16 protein-coding genes and 1 riboswitch are annotated in these 15951 nt (G+C 64.2%); of the genes, 5 read left to right on the top strand and 11 right to left on the bottom strand.

What is annotated here, in order from left to right; genetic code table 11:
* Positions 1 to 87 precede the first annotated feature (87 nt).
* Both J2X67_RS12410 and J2X67_RS12415 read left to right on the top strand, forming a co-directional pair.
* Positions 88 to 1341 carry an MFS transporter gene (locus J2X67_RS12410; protein WP_309953382.1) on the top strand — a complete coding sequence of 418 codons (1254 nt, stop codon included), beginning with the start codon at positions 88 to 90 and terminating at the stop codon, positions 1339 to 1341.
* Between the two features lie 58 nt (positions 1342 to 1399).
* Positions 1400 to 2152, top strand: a complete 753-nt coding sequence (locus J2X67_RS12415) for a sulfite exporter TauE/SafE family protein (protein WP_309953383.1) — start codon at positions 1400 to 1402, stop codon at positions 2150 to 2152.
* Positions 2153 to 2168: 16 nt separating this feature from the next.
* On the opposite strand, the gene arsC is transcribed toward J2X67_RS12415, so the two are convergent.
* From arsC to J2X67_RS12460, 9 genes are all read right to left on the bottom strand, one after another.
* Positions 2169 to 2552 (bottom strand): arsenate reductase (glutaredoxin), encoded by a 384-nt coding sequence (gene arsC / locus J2X67_RS12420; RefSeq protein ID WP_309953384.1) that lies wholly within the window; start codon positions 2550 to 2552, stop codon positions 2169 to 2171.
* Positions 2553 to 2562: 10 nt separating this feature from the next.
* The gene (locus tag J2X67_RS12425; RefSeq protein ID WP_309953386.1) at positions 2563 to 3249 is read right to left on the bottom strand and encodes a glutathione S-transferase family protein; all 687 of its coding nucleotides are present in this window, start codon (positions 3247 to 3249) and stop codon (positions 2563 to 2565) included.
* A 32-nt stretch (positions 3250 to 3281) separates the two neighbouring features.
* Entirely contained in the window at positions 3282 to 3794 is a 513-nt protein-coding gene (locus J2X67_RS12430; protein ID WP_309953387.1) for a 6,7-dimethyl-8-ribityllumazine synthase, read from the bottom strand.
* A gap of 108 nt (positions 3795 to 3902) precedes the next feature.
* Positions 3903 to 4076: riboswitch (FMN riboswitch) on the bottom strand.
* A 124-nt stretch (positions 4077 to 4200) separates the two neighbouring features.
* Positions 4201 to 5292, bottom strand: coding sequence for a DNA glycosylase AlkZ-like family protein (locus J2X67_RS12435; RefSeq protein ID WP_309953389.1), 1092 nt, complete (start codon positions 5290 to 5292; stop codon positions 4201 to 4203).
* Positions 5293 to 5360: 68 nt separating this feature from the next.
* Entirely contained in the window at positions 5361 to 6239 is an 879-nt protein-coding gene (locus J2X67_RS12440) for a sugar phosphate isomerase/epimerase family protein (protein ID WP_309953391.1), read from the bottom strand.
* A gap of 8 nt (positions 6240 to 6247) precedes the next feature.
* Positions 6248 to 7435: a dihydrodipicolinate synthase family protein gene (locus tag J2X67_RS12445; RefSeq protein ID WP_309953393.1), complete on the bottom strand. Its 1188-nt coding sequence runs from the start codon at positions 7433 to 7435 to the stop codon at positions 6248 to 6250.
* A 10-nt stretch (positions 7436 to 7445) separates the two neighbouring features.
* On the bottom strand, positions 7446 to 8609 hold the full coding sequence (locus J2X67_RS12450) for a Gfo/Idh/MocA family protein (protein ID WP_157613194.1): 1164 nt from the start codon (positions 8607 to 8609) through the stop codon (positions 7446 to 7448).
* Between the two features lie 54 nt (positions 8610 to 8663).
* The gene (locus J2X67_RS12455) at positions 8664 to 9647 is read right to left on the bottom strand and encodes a tripartite tricarboxylate transporter substrate binding protein (RefSeq protein ID WP_309953394.1); all 984 of its coding nucleotides are present in this window, start codon (positions 9645 to 9647) and stop codon (positions 8664 to 8666) included.
* Positions 9648 to 9790: 143 nt separating this feature from the next.
* Positions 9791 to 10447 carry a TetR/AcrR family transcriptional regulator gene (locus J2X67_RS12460; RefSeq protein ID WP_309953395.1) on the bottom strand — a complete coding sequence of 219 codons (657 nt, stop codon included), beginning with the start codon at positions 10445 to 10447 and terminating at the stop codon, positions 9791 to 9793.
* Positions 10448 to 10540: 93 nt separating this feature from the next.
* Here J2X67_RS12460 and J2X67_RS12465 point away from each other — a divergent pair, with 93 nt between their 5' ends.
* Positions 10541 to 12259 carry a thiamine pyrophosphate-binding protein gene (locus J2X67_RS12465; protein ID WP_309953397.1) on the top strand — a complete coding sequence of 573 codons (1719 nt, stop codon included), beginning with the start codon at positions 10541 to 10543 and terminating at the stop codon, positions 12257 to 12259.
* Positions 12260 to 12358: 99 nt separating this feature from the next.
* Here the strand turns inward: J2X67_RS12465 and J2X67_RS12470 are convergent, their stop codons facing one another.
* Together J2X67_RS12470 and J2X67_RS12475 are read right to left on the bottom strand one after the other, a co-directional pair.
* Positions 12359 to 12799: an SWIB/MDM2 domain-containing protein gene (locus J2X67_RS12470; protein ID WP_019653319.1), complete on the bottom strand. Its 441-nt coding sequence runs from the start codon at positions 12797 to 12799 to the stop codon at positions 12359 to 12361.
* Between the two features lie 155 nt (positions 12800 to 12954).
* Entirely contained in the window at positions 12955 to 13881 is a 927-nt protein-coding gene (locus tag J2X67_RS12475) for a DMT family transporter (RefSeq protein WP_309953399.1), read from the bottom strand.
* 69 nt (positions 13882 to 13950) lie between these two features.
* Between J2X67_RS12475 and J2X67_RS12480 the strand changes: the two genes are divergently transcribed.
* Both J2X67_RS12480 and aceA read left to right on the top strand, forming a co-directional pair.
* Positions 13951 to 14352, top strand: a complete 402-nt coding sequence (locus J2X67_RS12480) for a gamma-glutamylcyclotransferase family protein (RefSeq protein ID WP_309953401.1) — start codon at positions 13951 to 13953, stop codon at positions 14350 to 14352.
* Between the two features lie 244 nt (positions 14353 to 14596).
* Positions 14597 to 15916 carry an isocitrate lyase gene (gene aceA / locus J2X67_RS12485; protein ID WP_126748901.1) on the top strand — a complete coding sequence of 440 codons (1320 nt, stop codon included), beginning with the start codon at positions 14597 to 14599 and terminating at the stop codon, positions 15914 to 15916.
* The last annotated feature ends 35 nt before the right edge of the window (positions 15917 to 15951 follow it).

Here is a 15951-nt window from a genome sequence, read left to right on the forward strand (position 1 = left end):
GTTTCGACAAATGTTGTCGCTGTATCGCCATTCTGCCGCGACCCGCGGGCATAGCATCGGTGCCTGCGCGGTTTTTTGTAGCAATCCATGTCTTCAACCTCCTCTCCGACAACCACCCCTTCGACCAACCTGCGCAGCGATGCCCAGTTGATCGGCTTAGTGGGCCTGGCCCATGCCATCAGCCACTTCAGCCAACTGATCCTGGCGCCACTGTTTCCCTGGTTGAAGGACGCCTTCAACGTGAGCTACACCGAACTCGGCGCGGTCCTGACGGTGTTCTTCGTGGTGTCGTGCATCGTGCAGGCGGCTTCTGGTTTCATCGTCGACAAACTCGGTCCGCGGCCGGTGCTCTTCGTGGGCCTTGGTGCGCTGGCGCTGGCAGCTTTCGGCTACGCCCTGGCCCAGAGCTACTGGATGCTGCTGGCCTGCGCGATCGTCGGCGGTATCGGCAATGGCGTGTTCCACCCTGTCGACTACACACTCTTCAACCGCAAGGTTGCACCCACGCGGCTGGGTCACGCCTACAGCGTGCACGGAATTACCGGCAGCCTGGGCTGGGCGCTGGCACCTGCCTTCGTGGTGCCGATTGCCATTGCCTATTCGTGGCGCGTGGCGTTGGCATCGGCAGGTGCGCTGGCCATTGTGGTGCTCTTGGTGCTCTGGATCTATCGCAGCGTGCTGGCGCTGGACGTGAAGGCGGTGCAAAAAGCCACCGGTCACGGCGAGCCGGCACCCATCGGCGGCGAGTTCGACTTTCTGCGCATTCCGGCCGTGTGGATGTGCTTCGGCTTCTTCTTCTTGTATGCCGTCGTGATCAGCGTGGTGCAGACCTTCGCGCCGGTGGCTGCAGGCCACCTGCATGCGGTGCCGGTGGCGCTGGTGGCGGTTTGCCTTACGGTGTACATGGTGGCCAGCGCGGCCGGCATGGTGGCGGGCGGCTTTCTGGCCTCCGATCCCTCACGCTGCGAGCGCATCGTGGGAGCCGGCTTCGGCATTGCAGCGGCCGTTGCGCTGGTGCTGGCCTTTGCGCAGTTCCCGCCGGTGCTGGTGCCGGTGCTGTTCGGTGTGATGGGGTTTGTGTCTGGCGTGGCCGGGCCTTCGCGCGACCTCTTGGTCAAGCGCTCGACACCGCCCAACGCCACGGGGCGCGTGTATGGCGTGGTGTACGCGGGCCTGGACATCGGCCAGGCGCTGGCGCCGCTGGTGTTCGGCCGGCTCATGGACCATGCCCAGTACACGAGCGTGATCGTCGGCCTGGCCCTGGTGCAGGGTGTGCTGGTTGCCAGCGCGTTCAATGTGACCAAGGCGCGCCGTACGGCGCTGCTGCCCGCTTCGGCCTGACGTTCAGGGGTGGTGCCGCCAACGTGGCGGTGCGGATGCGGCCGATATCATCGGCCGCATGCAGGCCTTGTATGTGTATGTGATTGTCGGCGCCATGCTGGCGGGTTTTGTGCAGGGCTTGTCGGGCTTTGCATTCGGCCTGGTGGCAATGTCGGTCTGGGCCTGGACCCTGGAGCCGCAACTGGCTGCCGTGCTCTCGCTGTTCGGCGCGCTCACGGGCCAGGTGATTGCGGCCGTTACAGTGCGCCGCACTTTTGACAAGCATGTGTTGTGGCCCTTCGTACTTGGCGGGCTGGTCGGCGTGCCTTTCGGTGTATGGCTGCTGCCGCATCTCGATCTTGTGCTCTTCAAGGTCTGCCTCGGGGTGCTGCTGGTGCTTTGGTGTCCTGCCATGCTGATGTCGCAGCACCTGCCCAAGGTGACCTTCGGCGGACGAATCGCCGATGGGATCGCCGGAACCATCGGCGGTGCCATGGCCGGCATCGGCGGCTTCTCGGGCACCATTCCCACGCTCTGGTGCACGCTGCGCGGCTTCCAGCGCGATACGCAGCGCGCGGTGATCCAGAACTTCAACCTTTCGATGCTCGTCGTGGCGTTTGCCATCCATCTGGCGAGCGGCAGCATCGGCCGCTCGATGGTGCCGCTGCTGGGCGTAGTAGCACTGGCTGTCGCGGTACCGGTGCTGCTAGGCGCTCGGCTCTACATCGGCATCAGCGAGGCGGCATTCCGAAAGCTGGTGCTGGGGCTGCTGACGGCATCGGGCGTGGCGATGCTGGCTTCCGGCGTACCCGCGCTGCTGCAGCGCGGCTAGCCGCCGGCTCTCGTCTTTACGAGTCGGGAAGGATCTCGCGCACGCGGGCCCACGGCCGGCACATGAGCGTGCCGCGCGGCGAGACCACGATGGGCCGTTGCAGCAAGATGGGGTTGGCAACGATGAAGTCGAACAGCTGGTCGTCGGTCCACTTTGGGTCGTCCAGCTTCAGCTCTGCATAGGGCGCTTCCTTCGTGCGCAACAGGTCGCTCGCGCTCATGCCCATGGCCTCTGCCAGTTCGCGCAGCTTCTTCCTGGGCGGCGGGGTTTCCAGGTAAAGAACGATCTCCGGTTCCACGCCGCTCTCGCGGATCAAGCCCAGCACGTTGCGCGAGGTGCTGCAGTTGGGCTTGTGGAAGATGGTCATCGGATAAGCCGTGGTCGGGGTGCGTGCAGTCATACGGTCGTCGTCATTCTTGCTGCACTTGCGGATCTAGCGAGAAAGGAAAGCGCGCCGCCCAGAACTCGGCCAGCCGGGGCTCGGCGTCCACGCGCCGCACCACCTGGGCCATGCGCGGCGCCACGCGGTAAAAGCGCCGTCGATGCGGCGTCCAGCGCGACAGCACGGTCACGTAGAGGTCGAGCATGCTGATCTTCTCGCCGAGCAAATAGGGCGCGGGTTCGTCGATCTGCGTGTCCATCAGGTGCCAGCAGTGCGCAATGCGTTCGGCCGAGCGTTCGAGCATTGCAGGCTGGGCTGCGGGGTCTGGCGTGAGCCGCGTCGGATCGTCGCGCACCCAGTACAGCGAGTAGATGGCCGCCGGCAGGTACACCATCCACCGCAGGTAGCGCGCGCGCAGCGGATCGTTGGGCGCGGGGCAAAGCCCGGCTTCGGGATAGCGGTCGCCAAGCCAGATGAGGATGGCCGCGCTCTCGGTCATCACCTCGCCGGAAGGCAGCACAAGCGCGGGAACCTGGCGCATCGGGTTGACGCCCGAAACGCGATCGCGCTCGGAGTCGCCTTCCCACGGGGAAACGTCGACGGTATCGACCTGCGCACCGATCAGCGTCAGCGCCGCATGCACAGGCGTGGCGCCCGAACCTGGCGCGCCATAGAGGGTGTAGCGGTCGCTCGAAGAGGCGGATGAAGATGTCATCCGCCCAGATTACTGCAGCAGCCCGCCGCTTGTCACGCAGCCAGCAGTGCGTCGACCTTCTTCAGGCCTTCGAGCGTCTTGACGCAGGCTTCGGCCACTTCGGTGCCCTTGACGGCAAAGTGGCGGTGGAAGTATTTGCGGTGCTCCACGTGCTCGTGGAAGTGGTGCGGCGTGAGCACGGCCGAAAAAATCGGCACGTTGGTTTCGAGCTGCAGCGACATCAGCGTGCTGACAACGGTGCTGGCCACGAACTCATGGCGGTAGATGCCGCCGTCCACCACCAGCGCGCAGCCCACAATGGCAGCGTACTTGCCGGAGTTGGCAAGACGCTTGGCGTGCAGGGGAATCTCGAAGGCGCCGGGCACGTCGAACACGTCGATGAGGTCGCGCGCCACGCCGAGCCGTTCCATCTCGGCAAGGAAGGCGTCACGCGCCTGGTGAACGATGTCGGAATGCCACTGCGCCTCGACAAAAGCGATGCGCTCGCCGCGCGGATTGCCCGACGCGTTGATGGCGGAAAGGGGAAGGTCGTTGATCTGACTCATGGTGTGCCTCTTGAAAGCAGGTTTCCTGAATCAGGGCGCACGAAACCGCAAGCCAGACCACGCGCCATTGCACGAGAGACGGCAAAGCGCGCGGGCCAGCCCGCATTTTCGCGCTCTCTTTCATCCGGACTGTGACCGTCGGCTTCGGAATTGCACCGAAATCTGCTGACCCCGCGGCCTGTTTGTCGCAGGCCGCGGGCGCTCGCGGGCTCGTGCAGTTCTTCTCTGGAAGAAGCCGCCAATACCGCCGGTGGGGAGTTTCACCCCGCCCTGAGAACGCTTGCCGTCCGGCACGCCGGACGACCGCGCGATTCTAGGAGCGTGCCGCGCAGCGGGTTGTCGCCCGCGCGCCAGACCTTCCGCAGCGCGGGGATTTTCTTTGCGTGGCTGCGATTGCGGCTGCGGTTCAGCGCCTGACAAGAAACCGGGTCATGCGCTGCAGCTCGTCGTCGAGCGCCGCGCTGAACGCCGCATTGCGCGGCTTTCGTTCCGCATAGCCGAACGCAGGCTGCAACCGGCCTTCGGGCGCAGTGATGTTGGCCCAGCCGATGACGCGGTCGTGCCAAAGCAGCGGCAGGGCGTAGTAGCCGAACTGCCGTTTGGGCGCGGGCATATAGGCCTCGAACTTGTATGTCCAACCCCACAGCAGCTCGAAGCGGCGCCGGTCCCACACCACGGGGTCGAACGGGGCGAGCAGGCGCACTTCATCGTCAGGCGCATGACGGCGCGAGGCGGGGTTCTCGTCGGCTGGCCAGTACCAGGTCGTCCCGTCGATGCGGCAGCTCGCGAGTTCTTCGCGTGCAAGGCGCAGCGCCGCCTGGGTCTGCACCGAAAGATGCGGAGCGCCGTAGCCGAGCAGCCGCACGAGGTAGGTCAGGCTTGCGGCGGGCAGCGGCGCGTACTTGCGCACCACAAGGTCGATGAGTGCGGCGGCTCTGTGTGCACGGCCGGCGGGGCTTTCGTCAGCGGGCGCATGCGTGACGGCCTCGTAGACGCGCGTGCCGCTGTCGCGCCGTACCACGCGCAGCATGCCGCGATAGTGCAGGCCGTCTAGCAGCCGCGTCGTCGCATTGCTCGAGCCGCCCCAATAGTTCTTTACGCTGCCGTGGGCAAAGTGCTGTTCGACTTCACGCGGATGCACCGGCCCGTGCTCGCGCACGAATGCCAGAACGTCGGCGGCCTTGCGGCGGGTGTCCGCGTCCCATGGCTGCCTGGGTTCACGCGGATGCATCAGCGCGAGGTGCTCGCGCGGCAGGAAGCCGTAGTTGACGAGGCAGTCTTCCTCGATGGCAAGGCGCGTGTAGCGGCTTTCGAGATCGCCCGCGCGATAGTCCTTCACGCGGTGGCGCAGCGTCAGGTCTTGTGCACGCGCGGGGGCGCGAATCGGGTCGGCCTGAACAAAGCCGAGTTGACGGATTGCGCCGGGCAGGGTGGTGGGCTTGAAGAGCGTGCGGGCTATTGCATAGCGGCGCAGGTCGTCCAGAGTCGGGGTAGCCATGGGCGAATTGCAGCACAAGTGGCTGTTCTTCGTCGCGCTGCTGTTCGAGGCGGCGCGCCCAGGAGATTTCAAACAGCCCGCTTGTGCCGCTCGATGCAAGCATCGAGCGTCTCGTCGCCGCTCCGCTTCCACCAGTCGAGGCTCGAAAAGATCTCAACTTCGCTGAACCCGGCAAAGCCTGCGTCTTCGACCCAGCCGCGGATCTTCTTGAGTTCCACAACGCCGTCACCCATCATCCCGCGGTCGGAGAGCAGGTCGCGCGTCGGCGTGAGCCAATCGCAGACGTGATACGCCAGCAGGCGCTCGCGGCCGGCGCGGGCAATCTGCTGCTGCAGCTTCGGATCCCACCACACGTGATAAATGTCCAGCGCCACACCGAGCATGCCGCTCCTGCCTGCATCGAGCTCGTCGCAAATGTCCAGCGCATGTTCGAGCGTGTTGATGCAGGCACGGTCGGCTGCTTGCATGGGGTGCAAGGGCTCGATGGCAAGCGGCATGCCGACTTCGCGCGCGTACTCCAGCGATGCGGCGATGCCGTCGCGCACCTCGCCTCGTGCGCGGGCGATGTCCTTGTAGGCCGCCTTGCCTTCGAGGGCGCCGGGTAGCGCACCGACCACCAGGACCAGGCACGGCGCATTCAACGTCCTGGCTTCGTCGATGGCGCGGCGGTTGTCGTCCAGCGCAGCCTTCAGGCCTGCCGCGTCGGATGCCGGGAAGAAGCCGCCGCGGCAATAGCCCGAGAGGCCGATGCCATGAGCCTTGAGCTGCGTTGCGATCTTGTCGAGCCCCACGGCGGCCACCTGATCGCGCCAGGGGCTGATTGCGCGGATGCCGCGCTCGGCGCACTGGTCGATGATGCGGTCCAGCGGCACTTCGGCGCCCGACTGTTTGCGGATGGTTGCCGTGTTGATCGACAGCCAGTCGTGGTTCTGCGAGAAATCGCGCATGAGCTTGCTCAGCCTTCCACGCCGTGCAGTGCGAGCAGCGTCTTCATTCGTTGAACCGCCAACTCTGGATGTTCCAGCAGATTGGCCGCATCGGCCAGCCGGAACAACTCGGCAAAGTGCTGCAGCGAGCGCGTGCTCTGCTGGCCGCCCACCATCGTGAAGTGACTCTGGTGGCCGTTGAGCCAGGCCATGAACACCACGCCCGTCTTGTAGAAGCGGGTGGGCGCCGCAAAGATGTGGCGTGACAGCGGCACCGTGGGGCCGAGAATCGCGTGGAACCTTTCGGTGTTGCCTTGGGCGAGGGCCCCCAATGCCGCGCTGGCGGCCGGAGCAATCGCATCGAAAATGCCGAGCAGCGCATCGCTCTTGCCGTGCGTGGGTTCGCTGCCGAAACCATCGCCGGCAATCAGTTCGGCGTAGTTGAAGTCGTCGCCGGTGTACATGCGCACGCCTGCCGGCAGGCGGCGGCGCATGGCAATTTCCTTGTCCTTGTCGAGCAGCGAAATCTTGATGCCGTCCACCTTGTGCGGGTGCGCGGCAATCACGGCGAGCGCCGTATCCATCGCTGCGTCGGCGTTCTTGTTGCCCCAATAGCCCGCAAGGGCCGGGTCGAACATGTCTCCCAGCCAATGCAGCACCACCGGTTGCTTTGCCTGGCTCAGGATGCGGTCGTACACGCGCTCGTAGTCAGCCGGGCTCTTTGCCACGCGGGCGAGGGCGCGGCTGGCCATGACGATCAGCTTGCCGCCGAGCGCCTCGATGGCCGCCATCTGCTCTTCATAGCCGCGGATCACGTCGTCGACACTCTTCACGTCGTCGATGTTCAGATGGTCGGTGCCGCAGCCCGAGGCCACCAGTGCGCCCGGAACACCTTTCGCCGCATCGAGCGAACGGCGGATCAGCTCGAGCGAGGTCGGCCAGTCCAGGCCCATGCCGCGTTGCGCCGTGTCCATGGCTTCGGCAACGCCCAGGCCCAGCGAGAACAGGTGGTGCCGATAGGCGATGGTCGCGTCCCAGTCGACCGCGCACTGCAGCCACGGGTCTACCGCGGCCAGCGGATCGGCCACCACGTGCGCGGCCGAATAGGCGATGCGGTCGAACTTGACGCCCGCTTCGGGCTTGACCGGCGCGGTGCCGCGCAGGGTGTAAGGGGCGAGCGAGCCGCTCGTCGAGGGGAGAGTCAGCGAAAGAGCCATGCCGCCTGCCTCAGACCTTCAACGCCGGCACGTCGATCCAGCGGCGTTCCTTCCATGACTCGAGCGCGGCTTCGACCAGCTGCACGCCCTTGGCGCCTTCGGGCAAGGTCCACTTGTAGGGCTCGTTCTCGACTACGTGGCGAATGAAGTGCTCCCACTGGATCTTGAACCCGTTGTCGTACACCTGCGAATCCGGAATCTCCTGCCACTGGTCGAAGAAATTCATCATCTGCTTCTCGTCCGGATTCCACACCGGGCGCGGCGTGGCCACGCGGGATTGGGCCCGGCAGCTCGAGAGGCCCGCCACGGCCGAGCCGTCGGTGCCGTCGACGTGGAAGGTCACGAGGTCGTCGCGACGCACGCGCGTGACCCAGCTCATGTTGATCTGCGCGATGACCGGCTCGCCGTTGTGGCCGGTGAGCTCGCAAGTGGCGTAGGCCGCGTCGTCGGCTGTGGCTTCATACGGCTTGCCGGCTTCGTCCCAGCGCTTGGGAATGTGCGTGGCACCCAGGCACGACACCGACTTGACCTCGCCGAACAGGTTGTCCAGCACATAGCGCCAGTGGCACATCATGTCCAGGATCATGCCGCCGCCGTCTTCCTTGCGATAGTTCCAGCTCGGGCGCTGGATGGGCTGCAGATCGCCTTCGAACACCCAGTAGCCGAACTCCAGGCGCACGCTGAGCATGCGGCCGAAGAAGCCTGCGCGGCGCAGCATGTCGAGCTTGCGCAGGCCCGGCAGAAAGAGCTTGTCTTGCACCGCGCCGTGCTTCAGGCCCGAGCCTTCGGCCAGGCGAGCGATCTCGACCGCTTCGTTCAGGTTGGTGGCAATCGGCTTCTCGCAGTACACGTGCTTGCCGGCGCGGATGGCCTTGGCCAGCAATGTGGGGCGCATTTGCGTGGTGCCGGCGTCGAAGAAGATGGTGTCTTCCTTGTTGGCTAGCGCCTTGTCCAGGTCGGTGCCCCAGCGCGCGATGTTGTGCGTCTTGGCAAGCGCTTCCATCTTCTCGGCGTTGCGGCCGATGAGGATCGGGTCGGGCATGACCTTGTCGCCGTTGGACAGCGTGACGCCGCCTTGTGCGCGAATTGCGCAGATCGAGCGGATCAAGTGCTGGTTCATGCCCATGCGTCCGGTAACGCCGTGCATGATGATTCCGAGTCGTTGTGTAGCCATGTCTTCAGCCGAAAAAGGAGTTGGAGGAAAAGGGGAAGAAAAGCGAAGGACGGATTACTGCGCCGGCGTCAGCCCCGCGGCCTTCACCAGCGTGGCGTTGGACTTGATTTCGTCCTTGATGTAGGCGTCGAACTGCTCGGGCTTGAGCGTCCATGCATCGGCACCGAGCTTCAAAAAGCGCTCCTTGACCTCGGGCGAAGCGAGCGCCTTCGCCACTTCGTCGTGCAGCCGGTTGACGATGTCGCGCGGCGTCTTGGCGGGAGCCATCATGCCGATCCAGAAATTGAATTCGGAGCCCGGCACACCGGCTTCGGCCGTGGTCGGCACGTCGGGCAGGGCGGCCGCGCGCTTGGGCGAGCCAACTGCCAGCGCAAGCAACTGGCCTTCCTTGATCTGGCCGATGACCGGCGCGATGGGCGAGAAGTAGTAGTCCACGCGGCCCGACAGCACTTCGGTGACCGCCTCGGCGGAGCCCTTGAACGGAATGTTGGTGGCGTCGATCTTTGCCGCCAGCTTGAACTTCTCGGCGTTGAGGTGGGTGGCGCTGCCCTGGCCTGCCGATGCGAAGTTGATGGTGCCCGGCTTGGCCTTGGCCGCCGCGACCAGCTCCTGCAGCGTCTTGATGTTCTTCGCGGGCGAGATCACCAGCGCATTGGGCAGCGACGAGATGGGCGTGACGGCGGCAAAGTCGTTCACCGTGTCGAACGGCAGCTTCGCGAAGGTCGAAGGGCTCACCGTGTGCGACGACGAGTGAATCATGATCGTGTAGCCGTCTGGCGCCGCCGTGGCTACTGCCTGCTGGCCGATGGTGCCGCTGGCGCCGCCGCGGTTGTCCACTACCAGCGTCTGGCCCATGCTTTGGCCCATCTTGTCGGCGATGGCCCGGGCAATGATGTCCGTGGTGCTGCCGGCCGCGAACGGCACGATCACGCGAATGGGCTTGTTGGGATACCCGTTCTGCGCCGATGCCAGGCCCGGCATCAAGGCGGCGAGGCAGGTAAGCGTGGCGAGTGCAGTGGTGCGTACAAGTTGCTTCATGGGTTGTCTCCGTGCGGTCAGGCCGCCTTGTCTTGGTTGATTAATTCACCAATAAGTGAATTAGCAATTTTAGAAAGGCTGCCGCCGCAGCGCAACCGCCGCTAATCGGTAAATACCCGGAGATGCTGGAGGCGCCCGGACGCTCAGTGCAGGACGTAGCCCAGCACGAGGTCGGTCATGTGCGAGAGACGCTGCGCCATTGCCTTGGGCGCGCGCAGGTCACGGCCGAAGACGGCCGAGAGCGTGTGGTTGTTCGACAGGTAGAAGTAGCAGAGCGAGGCGATCGATATGTAGAGCTGCACCGGATCGACCCCTGCGCGGAACAGTTTGTCGCGCTTGCCGCGCTCCAGCACCGTATCGAGCAACTGCACCAGCGGCGAGTTCATTTCCTGGATGCGCTCGGAGCGCTTGAGGTGCGCTGCGCAATGCAGGTTCTCACTGTTGAGCAGGGTAATGAACTCGGGGTGTTCGAGGTAGTAGTGCCAGGTGAACGAGACCAGTTGCCGAATGGCCTCGACGGGGTCTATCTCGTCCAGGTGCAGTTGCTGTTCGGCCTCGCGGATGTCTGCGTAGGTGCGTTCGAGCACGGCCAGGAACAGGTCGTCCTTGCTGCCGAAGTAATAGTAGATGAGGCGCTTGTTCAGCCCGGCGCGCGCGGCGATGCTGTCCATGCGCGCGCCGGCCAGGCCCCGCTGCGCGAACTCATCGCGCGCCGACGCAAGAATTGCCAGTTGCGAGCGGTCGGCATCGCGGGAGCGCGGCTCGACTGCTTCGGGCGGGGAATCCTTGGGTACTTTCATGGCGCGAATTTAACCATTTGGTGAATTAACGCAAGGCGGTGAGAGCGGGCGCACATAATTCCAAAGACATTTGCAGCTGAGGTTCGACTTCTCATGAGTACATCACAACCCGCCGGCCATCTGATCGTCGAATGCCTGATCGAGCAGGGCATGGAGATCGCGTTCGGCGTTCCGGGCGAAAGCTTCCTTGCGGTGCTCGACGGCTTTCATGCCTATCGCGAACGCGCCCGCTTCATCGTCAACCGGCAGGAGGGCGGGGCCGCCTTCATGGCCGAGGCGCACGGCAAGCTCACCGGACGGCCGGGCGTGTGCTTTGTCACCCGCGGACCGGGCGCCACCAACGCATCGATCGGCGTGCACAACGCTTTTCAGGATTCAACGCCCATGGTGCTTTTTGTCGGCGACGTGGGCAGCGACTTTCGCGACCGCGAAGCCTTCCAGGAAGTGGACTACGGCAGTTTCTTCGGGCCGAGCACCAAGGGCTTCGCCAAGCGCGTGGAGCGCATCGACGATGCGAACCGCATTCCAGAGTACGTTGCGCGCGCCTTTGCGACCGCGATGAACGGACGGCCCGGACCGGTGGTGCTTGTGTTGCCCGAAGACATGCTGCGCGCGCAGACTCCGGCGCGGCCGCTCCCGCGCGTGGAGCCAGTGCAGCCGTGGAGCGATCCGGGCGCGCTGCGCACCTTGCGTGAGTTGCTGCTGAAGTCGCAGCGGCCACTGGTGATTGCGGGCGGCGGCGGCTGGACGACCCAGGCCGCGCAGGCGCTGCAGCGTTTTGCCGAGAACTGGCGGTTGCCGGTGGCCAACGCCTTTCGGTTTCAGGACACGTTCGACAACCACCATCCGCTGTACGCGGGCGACGTCGGCATTGCCATCAACCCCAAGCTCGCGCAGCGCGTGAAAGACAGCGACCTGATCATCGCCATCGGCCCGCGGCTCGGCGAAATGACGACTGGCGGCTACACGCTGCTCGAAGCGCCGAAGGCGCGGCAGAAGCTGGTGCACATTCACGCGAGCGCGGAAGAGCTCAACCGCGTCTATCAGGCCGACCTGGCCATCAACGCCGGCATGAGCGCGGCGGCGCGAAGCCTCGAAGTGCTGAGTGCACCCAATAGTTTGCCGTGGGAGGAGTGGGCTGCGCAGGCCCATGCGGACTACGAAGCGAACCTGGAGCCTCAGGCGCTCGCCGGCATGCCGGCCGAAACACCGCGGGGCCCGGTCGACATGGCGGAGGTGGTCGCGCTGCTGCAGAAGCACCTGCCCGCGGATGCGGCCATTACCAACGGGGCCGGCAACTTTGCGAGCTGGGTGCACCGCTATTTCCGGTATCACGGGCTCGCCAGGGGCAGCAAGACGCAACTGGCGCCCACCAGCGGGGCCATGGGCTATGGCGTGCCGGCGGGCATTGCGGCCAACCTGGCGACGGGCCGGGTGGCCTTCACGATTGCGGGCGATGGCGATTTCCTGATGACCGGGCAAGAACTCGCGACCGCCGCCCAGCATGGTGGCAAAAGCATCATCGTGCTGCTGAACAACGGCATGTTCGGCACCATCCGCATGCACCAGGAGCGCGACTATCCAGAGCGCGAGAGCGGCACTGCGCTGCGCAACCCCGACTTCTGCGGCCTGGCGCGGGCGTATGGCTACGCAGCCGAGCGCGTGACCGAAACCGCGCAGTTCGAGGCCGCGCTGCTGCGCGCGCTGGCAGCCGATACGGGCACGCTGATCGAGATTCCGCTTGACCCCGAGGTGATCACGACGCGCGGCACGCTGGCGTCGATCACGCGCGCGGCGCAGGCGCGGGGCTGAACGAGCGAGGCGAACCGAACGCCGCACGCGGCCAAAAAAAAGCCGGCATATGCCGGCTTTTTGATTCGGGAGCGCGATGGACGCGCAGTACCCGAGCGCTTACTTGACGTGCTTGCCGATCAGCGCAGCCAGTTCGAACATCGACACTTGCGGCTTGCCGAAGATTTCCTTCAGCTTGGCGTCGGCGTTGATGTTGCGCTTGTTGGCCTTGTCCTGCAGGTTGTTCTTCTTGATGTAGTCCCACAGCTTGCTCACGACTGCGGTGCGCGGCAGAGGCGTCGAACCGACCACAGCGGCGAGTGCCGGGCTGGGGGTCAGGGCCTTCATGAACGCGGCATTGGGCGTGCGCTTCTTGGCGGGAGCGGCCTTCTTTGCAGGAGCCTTCTTCGCCGGTGCAGCCTTCTTCGCAGGAGCAGCCTTCTTTGCGGGAGCTGCCTTCTTGGCCGGTGCGGCCTTCTTTGCAGGAGCCGCAGCCTTCTTGGCGGGAGCGGCCTTCTTTGCCGGAGCTTTCTTGGCCGGAGCCTTCTTTGCAGTTGCCATGGTTGATTTCCTTTTTTGGTTGAACGGTCACCAATGAAAAACTTGCGTCTCCAGTGGCATTGCGGATGCTAAAGGAGAAAAAACTCGTTTCCAAGGGAAAAAGAGCTTTTTTCATTGGGAGTTGTTGTTTTTTCAGAGGGGAGAACCCGTGGTTTTCAGCTTCGGCGTTCAGGCCAGGTCGCCAACACCACGCCAATGAGCGCAAGCGCGAATGCAAACAACTGTGCCCCAGAGAGGCTTTCGCCGAGCACCAGCACGCCCACGAGGGCCGCACTCACGGGAAGCATCACGGCAAAAACACCAGCCTGCGCAGCGGGCACATGGCGCAGTCCCGTCATCCAGAGCCACACGGTCCAGATGCTTGCTGCGAGTGCGTAGACCACGAGCAAGGCCCACATGTCGAAGCGTACGGCTGAAAAATCGAACTGCAGCGCGAACCAGATGCCGAAGGGCATCGACAGCACGAAGCCCCAGAGGTTGATGAGCGACGAGATTCGCTTCGGCCCGAGACGGCCGGTGAGTGACTTGCCGATCACGGCGTAGGCCGTCTCGCAAAGCACTGCGCAGAACACGAGCAGGTTGCCGAGCCATGGCATTGAAGACGGCGCATCGCCATCTGTGGCCGCTGGCGCATGCGCCGGCACGAGGGCGAGCAAGCCAATGCCGAGTGCGGCGCATCCAATGGCAAGGCCGATGCGAACGGTGATGCGCTCGCGCAGAAAGAGCCAGCTCGCCACCGCCACGGCCGCGGGAATGGACGCCATGATCACGCCTGCAGACACCGCGCTGGTAAGGCTCACGCCGAACAGCATGAAGATGGAGAACAGGAAATTGCCGAGAAACGACTCCAGGAAGACGAGCCAGCGGGTGCGCCCGCTCATGGGCGGTTCGTCCGGTGCGCGCTTGAGCCAATGCGGCATGGCCAAGGCTGCGATGCCAAAGCGCAGCCATGCGAGCAGCAGTACCGGGAAGGCAGCCACCAGCGGCTTGGAAAGGGCGACATAACCGCCGACGAGCGACATGCTCAAGGCCAGGCAACCATAGGCCACGAGGCGATTGGAGGCGGGGGTAGCGGTGTTCAATAGACTGGACGGCTTGTTGTTCGAACGATGGATTCAATGATGCCGCAAACGCCGAAATCCAACGCACCTATGAACGCGCGCGCACCGCGCCATGTGTTCGTCTACGGCACGCTGCGCCGTGGAGGGCGCAACGATATCGCGCGGTTTCGGCCCGAGCCGTTTCATGTGGCCGACGCCGTCATTGCAGGCACCCTGTACGACCTTGGCGCCTATCCAGGGCTGGTGCTGAGCGGAAGAGGGCGGGTGGTGGGCGAGATCTATCGCATCGAGCCCGAAGTGGAAGCGGCGCTCGATGTGCTCGAGGAGGTTGCCGATGACAACTCCGGCGAATACATCAAGCGCAGCGTGGACGTGGTTGCGGGTGCGCAGCGGTTCGAGTGCCTGGTCTACGAAATTCATCCGGCGCGAATCGGCGGACGTGCGGTGATTGGCGGTGGCGACTGGATTGCACACGCTGCCGCCGCTGGATGAGCCGCGGCGCGCGGTGCTTTTCATAGTTGAAGGTGTGATTGCACATCGCGAAATTGGACGCTGCTGCGCCGCAATATTTTTTCTCAATATGAGAAAAATAATTTCGCATGGAGAAATACGTCGCTAAGTGATTGATTTTTAAAGCGCAAAAATATGTCTTCTATAAGACATAAGAGTATTGCTTGGGCTTAAAGTAACTCCACGGCCGCAGCGCCCATCCTTCAATCAACCTCACGGAGTGACCATGCCCCAGACCCTTACCGAACAACTGAGCCGCGAACAGCAAATTGCCGCCCTCGAGAAAGACTGGGCCACCAATCCCCGCTGGAAGGGCATCAAGCGCGGCTACAGCGCGGCCGACGTGGTGCGCCTTCGCGGCTCGTTCCCCATCGAGCACACGCTGGCACGCCGCGGTGCCGAAAAGCTCTGGGAGCTGGTGAACAACGAACCCTATGTCAATTGCCTCGGCGCGCTGACGGGCGGCCAGGCCATGCAGCAGGTGAAGGCTGGCGTGAAGGCCATCTACCTGTCGGGCTGGCAGGTTGCGGCGGATGCCAACAGCTATTCGTCGATGTACCCTGACCAGTCGCTGTATCCGGTGGATTCGGTGCCGAACGTGGTTGAGCGCATCAACAACACCTTCCGCCGCGCGGACGAAATCCAGTGGTCCAAGAACGTGAACCCCGGCGACGCGGGCTATGTCGATTACTTCGCGCCCATCGTTGCCGATGCAGAAGCCGGCTTTGGCGGCGTGCTGAACGGTTTCGAGCTGATGAAGGCCATGATCAAGGCCGGTGCGGGCGGCGTGCACTTCGAAGACCAACTCGCCTCCGTCAAGAAGTGCGGCCACATGGGCGGCAAGGTGCTCGTGCCCACCACAGAGGCCGTGCAGAAGCTCATCGCCGCGCGCATGGCAGCTGACGTTTGCGGCACGCCTACGCTCGTGATTGCTCGTACCGATGCCGAAGCAGCCGACCTCATCACCAGCGACTACGACGAAAACGACAAGCCCTTCCTGACGGGTGAGCGCACCGCCGAAGGCTTCTACAAGACGAAGAAGGGCATGGACCAGGCCATCAGCCGCGCTGTTGCGTACGCGTACTACGCCGACCTGGTGTGGTGCGAAACCGGCACGCCCGACCTCGAATTTGCCCGCAAATTCGCCGAAGCCGTGCACAAGGTGCACCCGGGCAAGATGCTGGCCTACAACTGCTCGCCGTCGTTCAACTGGAAGAAGAACCTCGACGACGCCACCATTGCCAAGTTCCAGAAGGAACTGGGCGCCATGGGCTACAAGTACCAGTTCATCACGCTGGCCGGCATCCACTCGATGTGGTTCAACATGTTCGACCTGGCGCAAGACTATGTGCAGCGCGGCATGTCGGCCTATGTCGAGAAGGTGCAAGAGCCCGAGTTCGCAGCGCGCGACCGCGGCTATACCTTCGTGTCGCACCAGCAGGAAGTGGGCACCGGTTACTTCGACGAGGTGACCACGGTCATCCAGGGTGGCAAGTCCAGCGTCACGGCGCTCACCGGCTCGACCGAAGAAGAGCAGTTCCACTGAGTCGGCTGTTCGTCGAATCGCCTGCCCAGGCGGTT

The sequence above is a fragment of the Variovorax sp. 3319 genome (assembly GCF_031456585.1).
GTDB lineage: Bacteria > Pseudomonadota > Gammaproteobacteria > Burkholderiales > Burkholderiaceae_C > Variovorax > Variovorax paradoxus_P.

Excerpts from the sequence above, each read along its gene's own strand:
- J2X67_RS12450 (WP_157613194.1), bottom strand. The coding sequence starts at position 8,609 with ATGGCTACACAACGACTCGGAATCATCATGCACGGCGTTACCGGACGC.
- J2X67_RS12425 (WP_309953386.1), bottom strand. The coding sequence starts at position 3,249 with ATGACATCTTCATCCGCCTCTTCGAGCGACCGCTACACCCTCTATGGC.
- J2X67_RS12465 (WP_309953397.1), top strand. The coding sequence starts at position 10,541 with ATGAGTACATCACAACCCGCCGGCCATCTGATCGTCGAATGCCTGATC.
- J2X67_RS12460 (WP_309953395.1), bottom strand. The coding sequence starts at position 10,447 with ATGAAAGTACCCAAGGATTCCCCGCCCGAAGCAGTCGAGCCGCGCTCC.
- J2X67_RS12430 (WP_309953387.1), bottom strand. The coding sequence starts at position 3,794 with ATGAGTCAGATCAACGACCTTCCCCTTTCCGCCATCAACGCGTCGGGC.
- J2X67_RS12480 (WP_309953401.1), top strand. The coding sequence starts at position 13,951 with ATGAACGCGCGCGCACCGCGCCATGTGTTCGTCTACGGCACGCTGCGC.
- J2X67_RS12410 (WP_309953382.1), top strand. The coding sequence starts at position 88 with ATGTCTTCAACCTCCTCTCCGACAACCACCCCTTCGACCAACCTGCGC.
- arsC (WP_309953384.1), bottom strand. The coding sequence starts at position 2,552 with ATGACTGCACGCACCCCGACCACGGCTTATCCGATGACCATCTTCCAC.
- J2X67_RS12445 (WP_309953393.1), bottom strand. The coding sequence starts at position 7,435 with ATGGCTCTTTCGCTGACTCTCCCCTCGACGAGCGGCTCGCTCGCCCCT.
- J2X67_RS12470 (WP_019653319.1), bottom strand. The coding sequence starts at position 12,799 with ATGGCAACTGCAAAGAAGGCTCCGGCCAAGAAAGCTCCGGCAAAGAAG.
- J2X67_RS12455 (WP_309953394.1), bottom strand. The coding sequence starts at position 9,647 with ATGAAGCAACTTGTACGCACCACTGCACTCGCCACGCTTACCTGCCTC.
- J2X67_RS12440 (WP_309953391.1), bottom strand. The coding sequence starts at position 6,239 with ATGCGCGATTTCTCGCAGAACCACGACTGGCTGTCGATCAACACGGCA.
- aceA (WP_126748901.1), top strand. The coding sequence starts at position 14,597 with ATGCCCCAGACCCTTACCGAACAACTGAGCCGCGAACAGCAAATTGCC.
- J2X67_RS12435 (WP_309953389.1), bottom strand. The coding sequence starts at position 5,292 with ATGGCTACCCCGACTCTGGACGACCTGCGCCGCTATGCAATAGCCCGC.
- J2X67_RS12415 (WP_309953383.1), top strand. The coding sequence starts at position 1,400 with ATGCAGGCCTTGTATGTGTATGTGATTGTCGGCGCCATGCTGGCGGGT.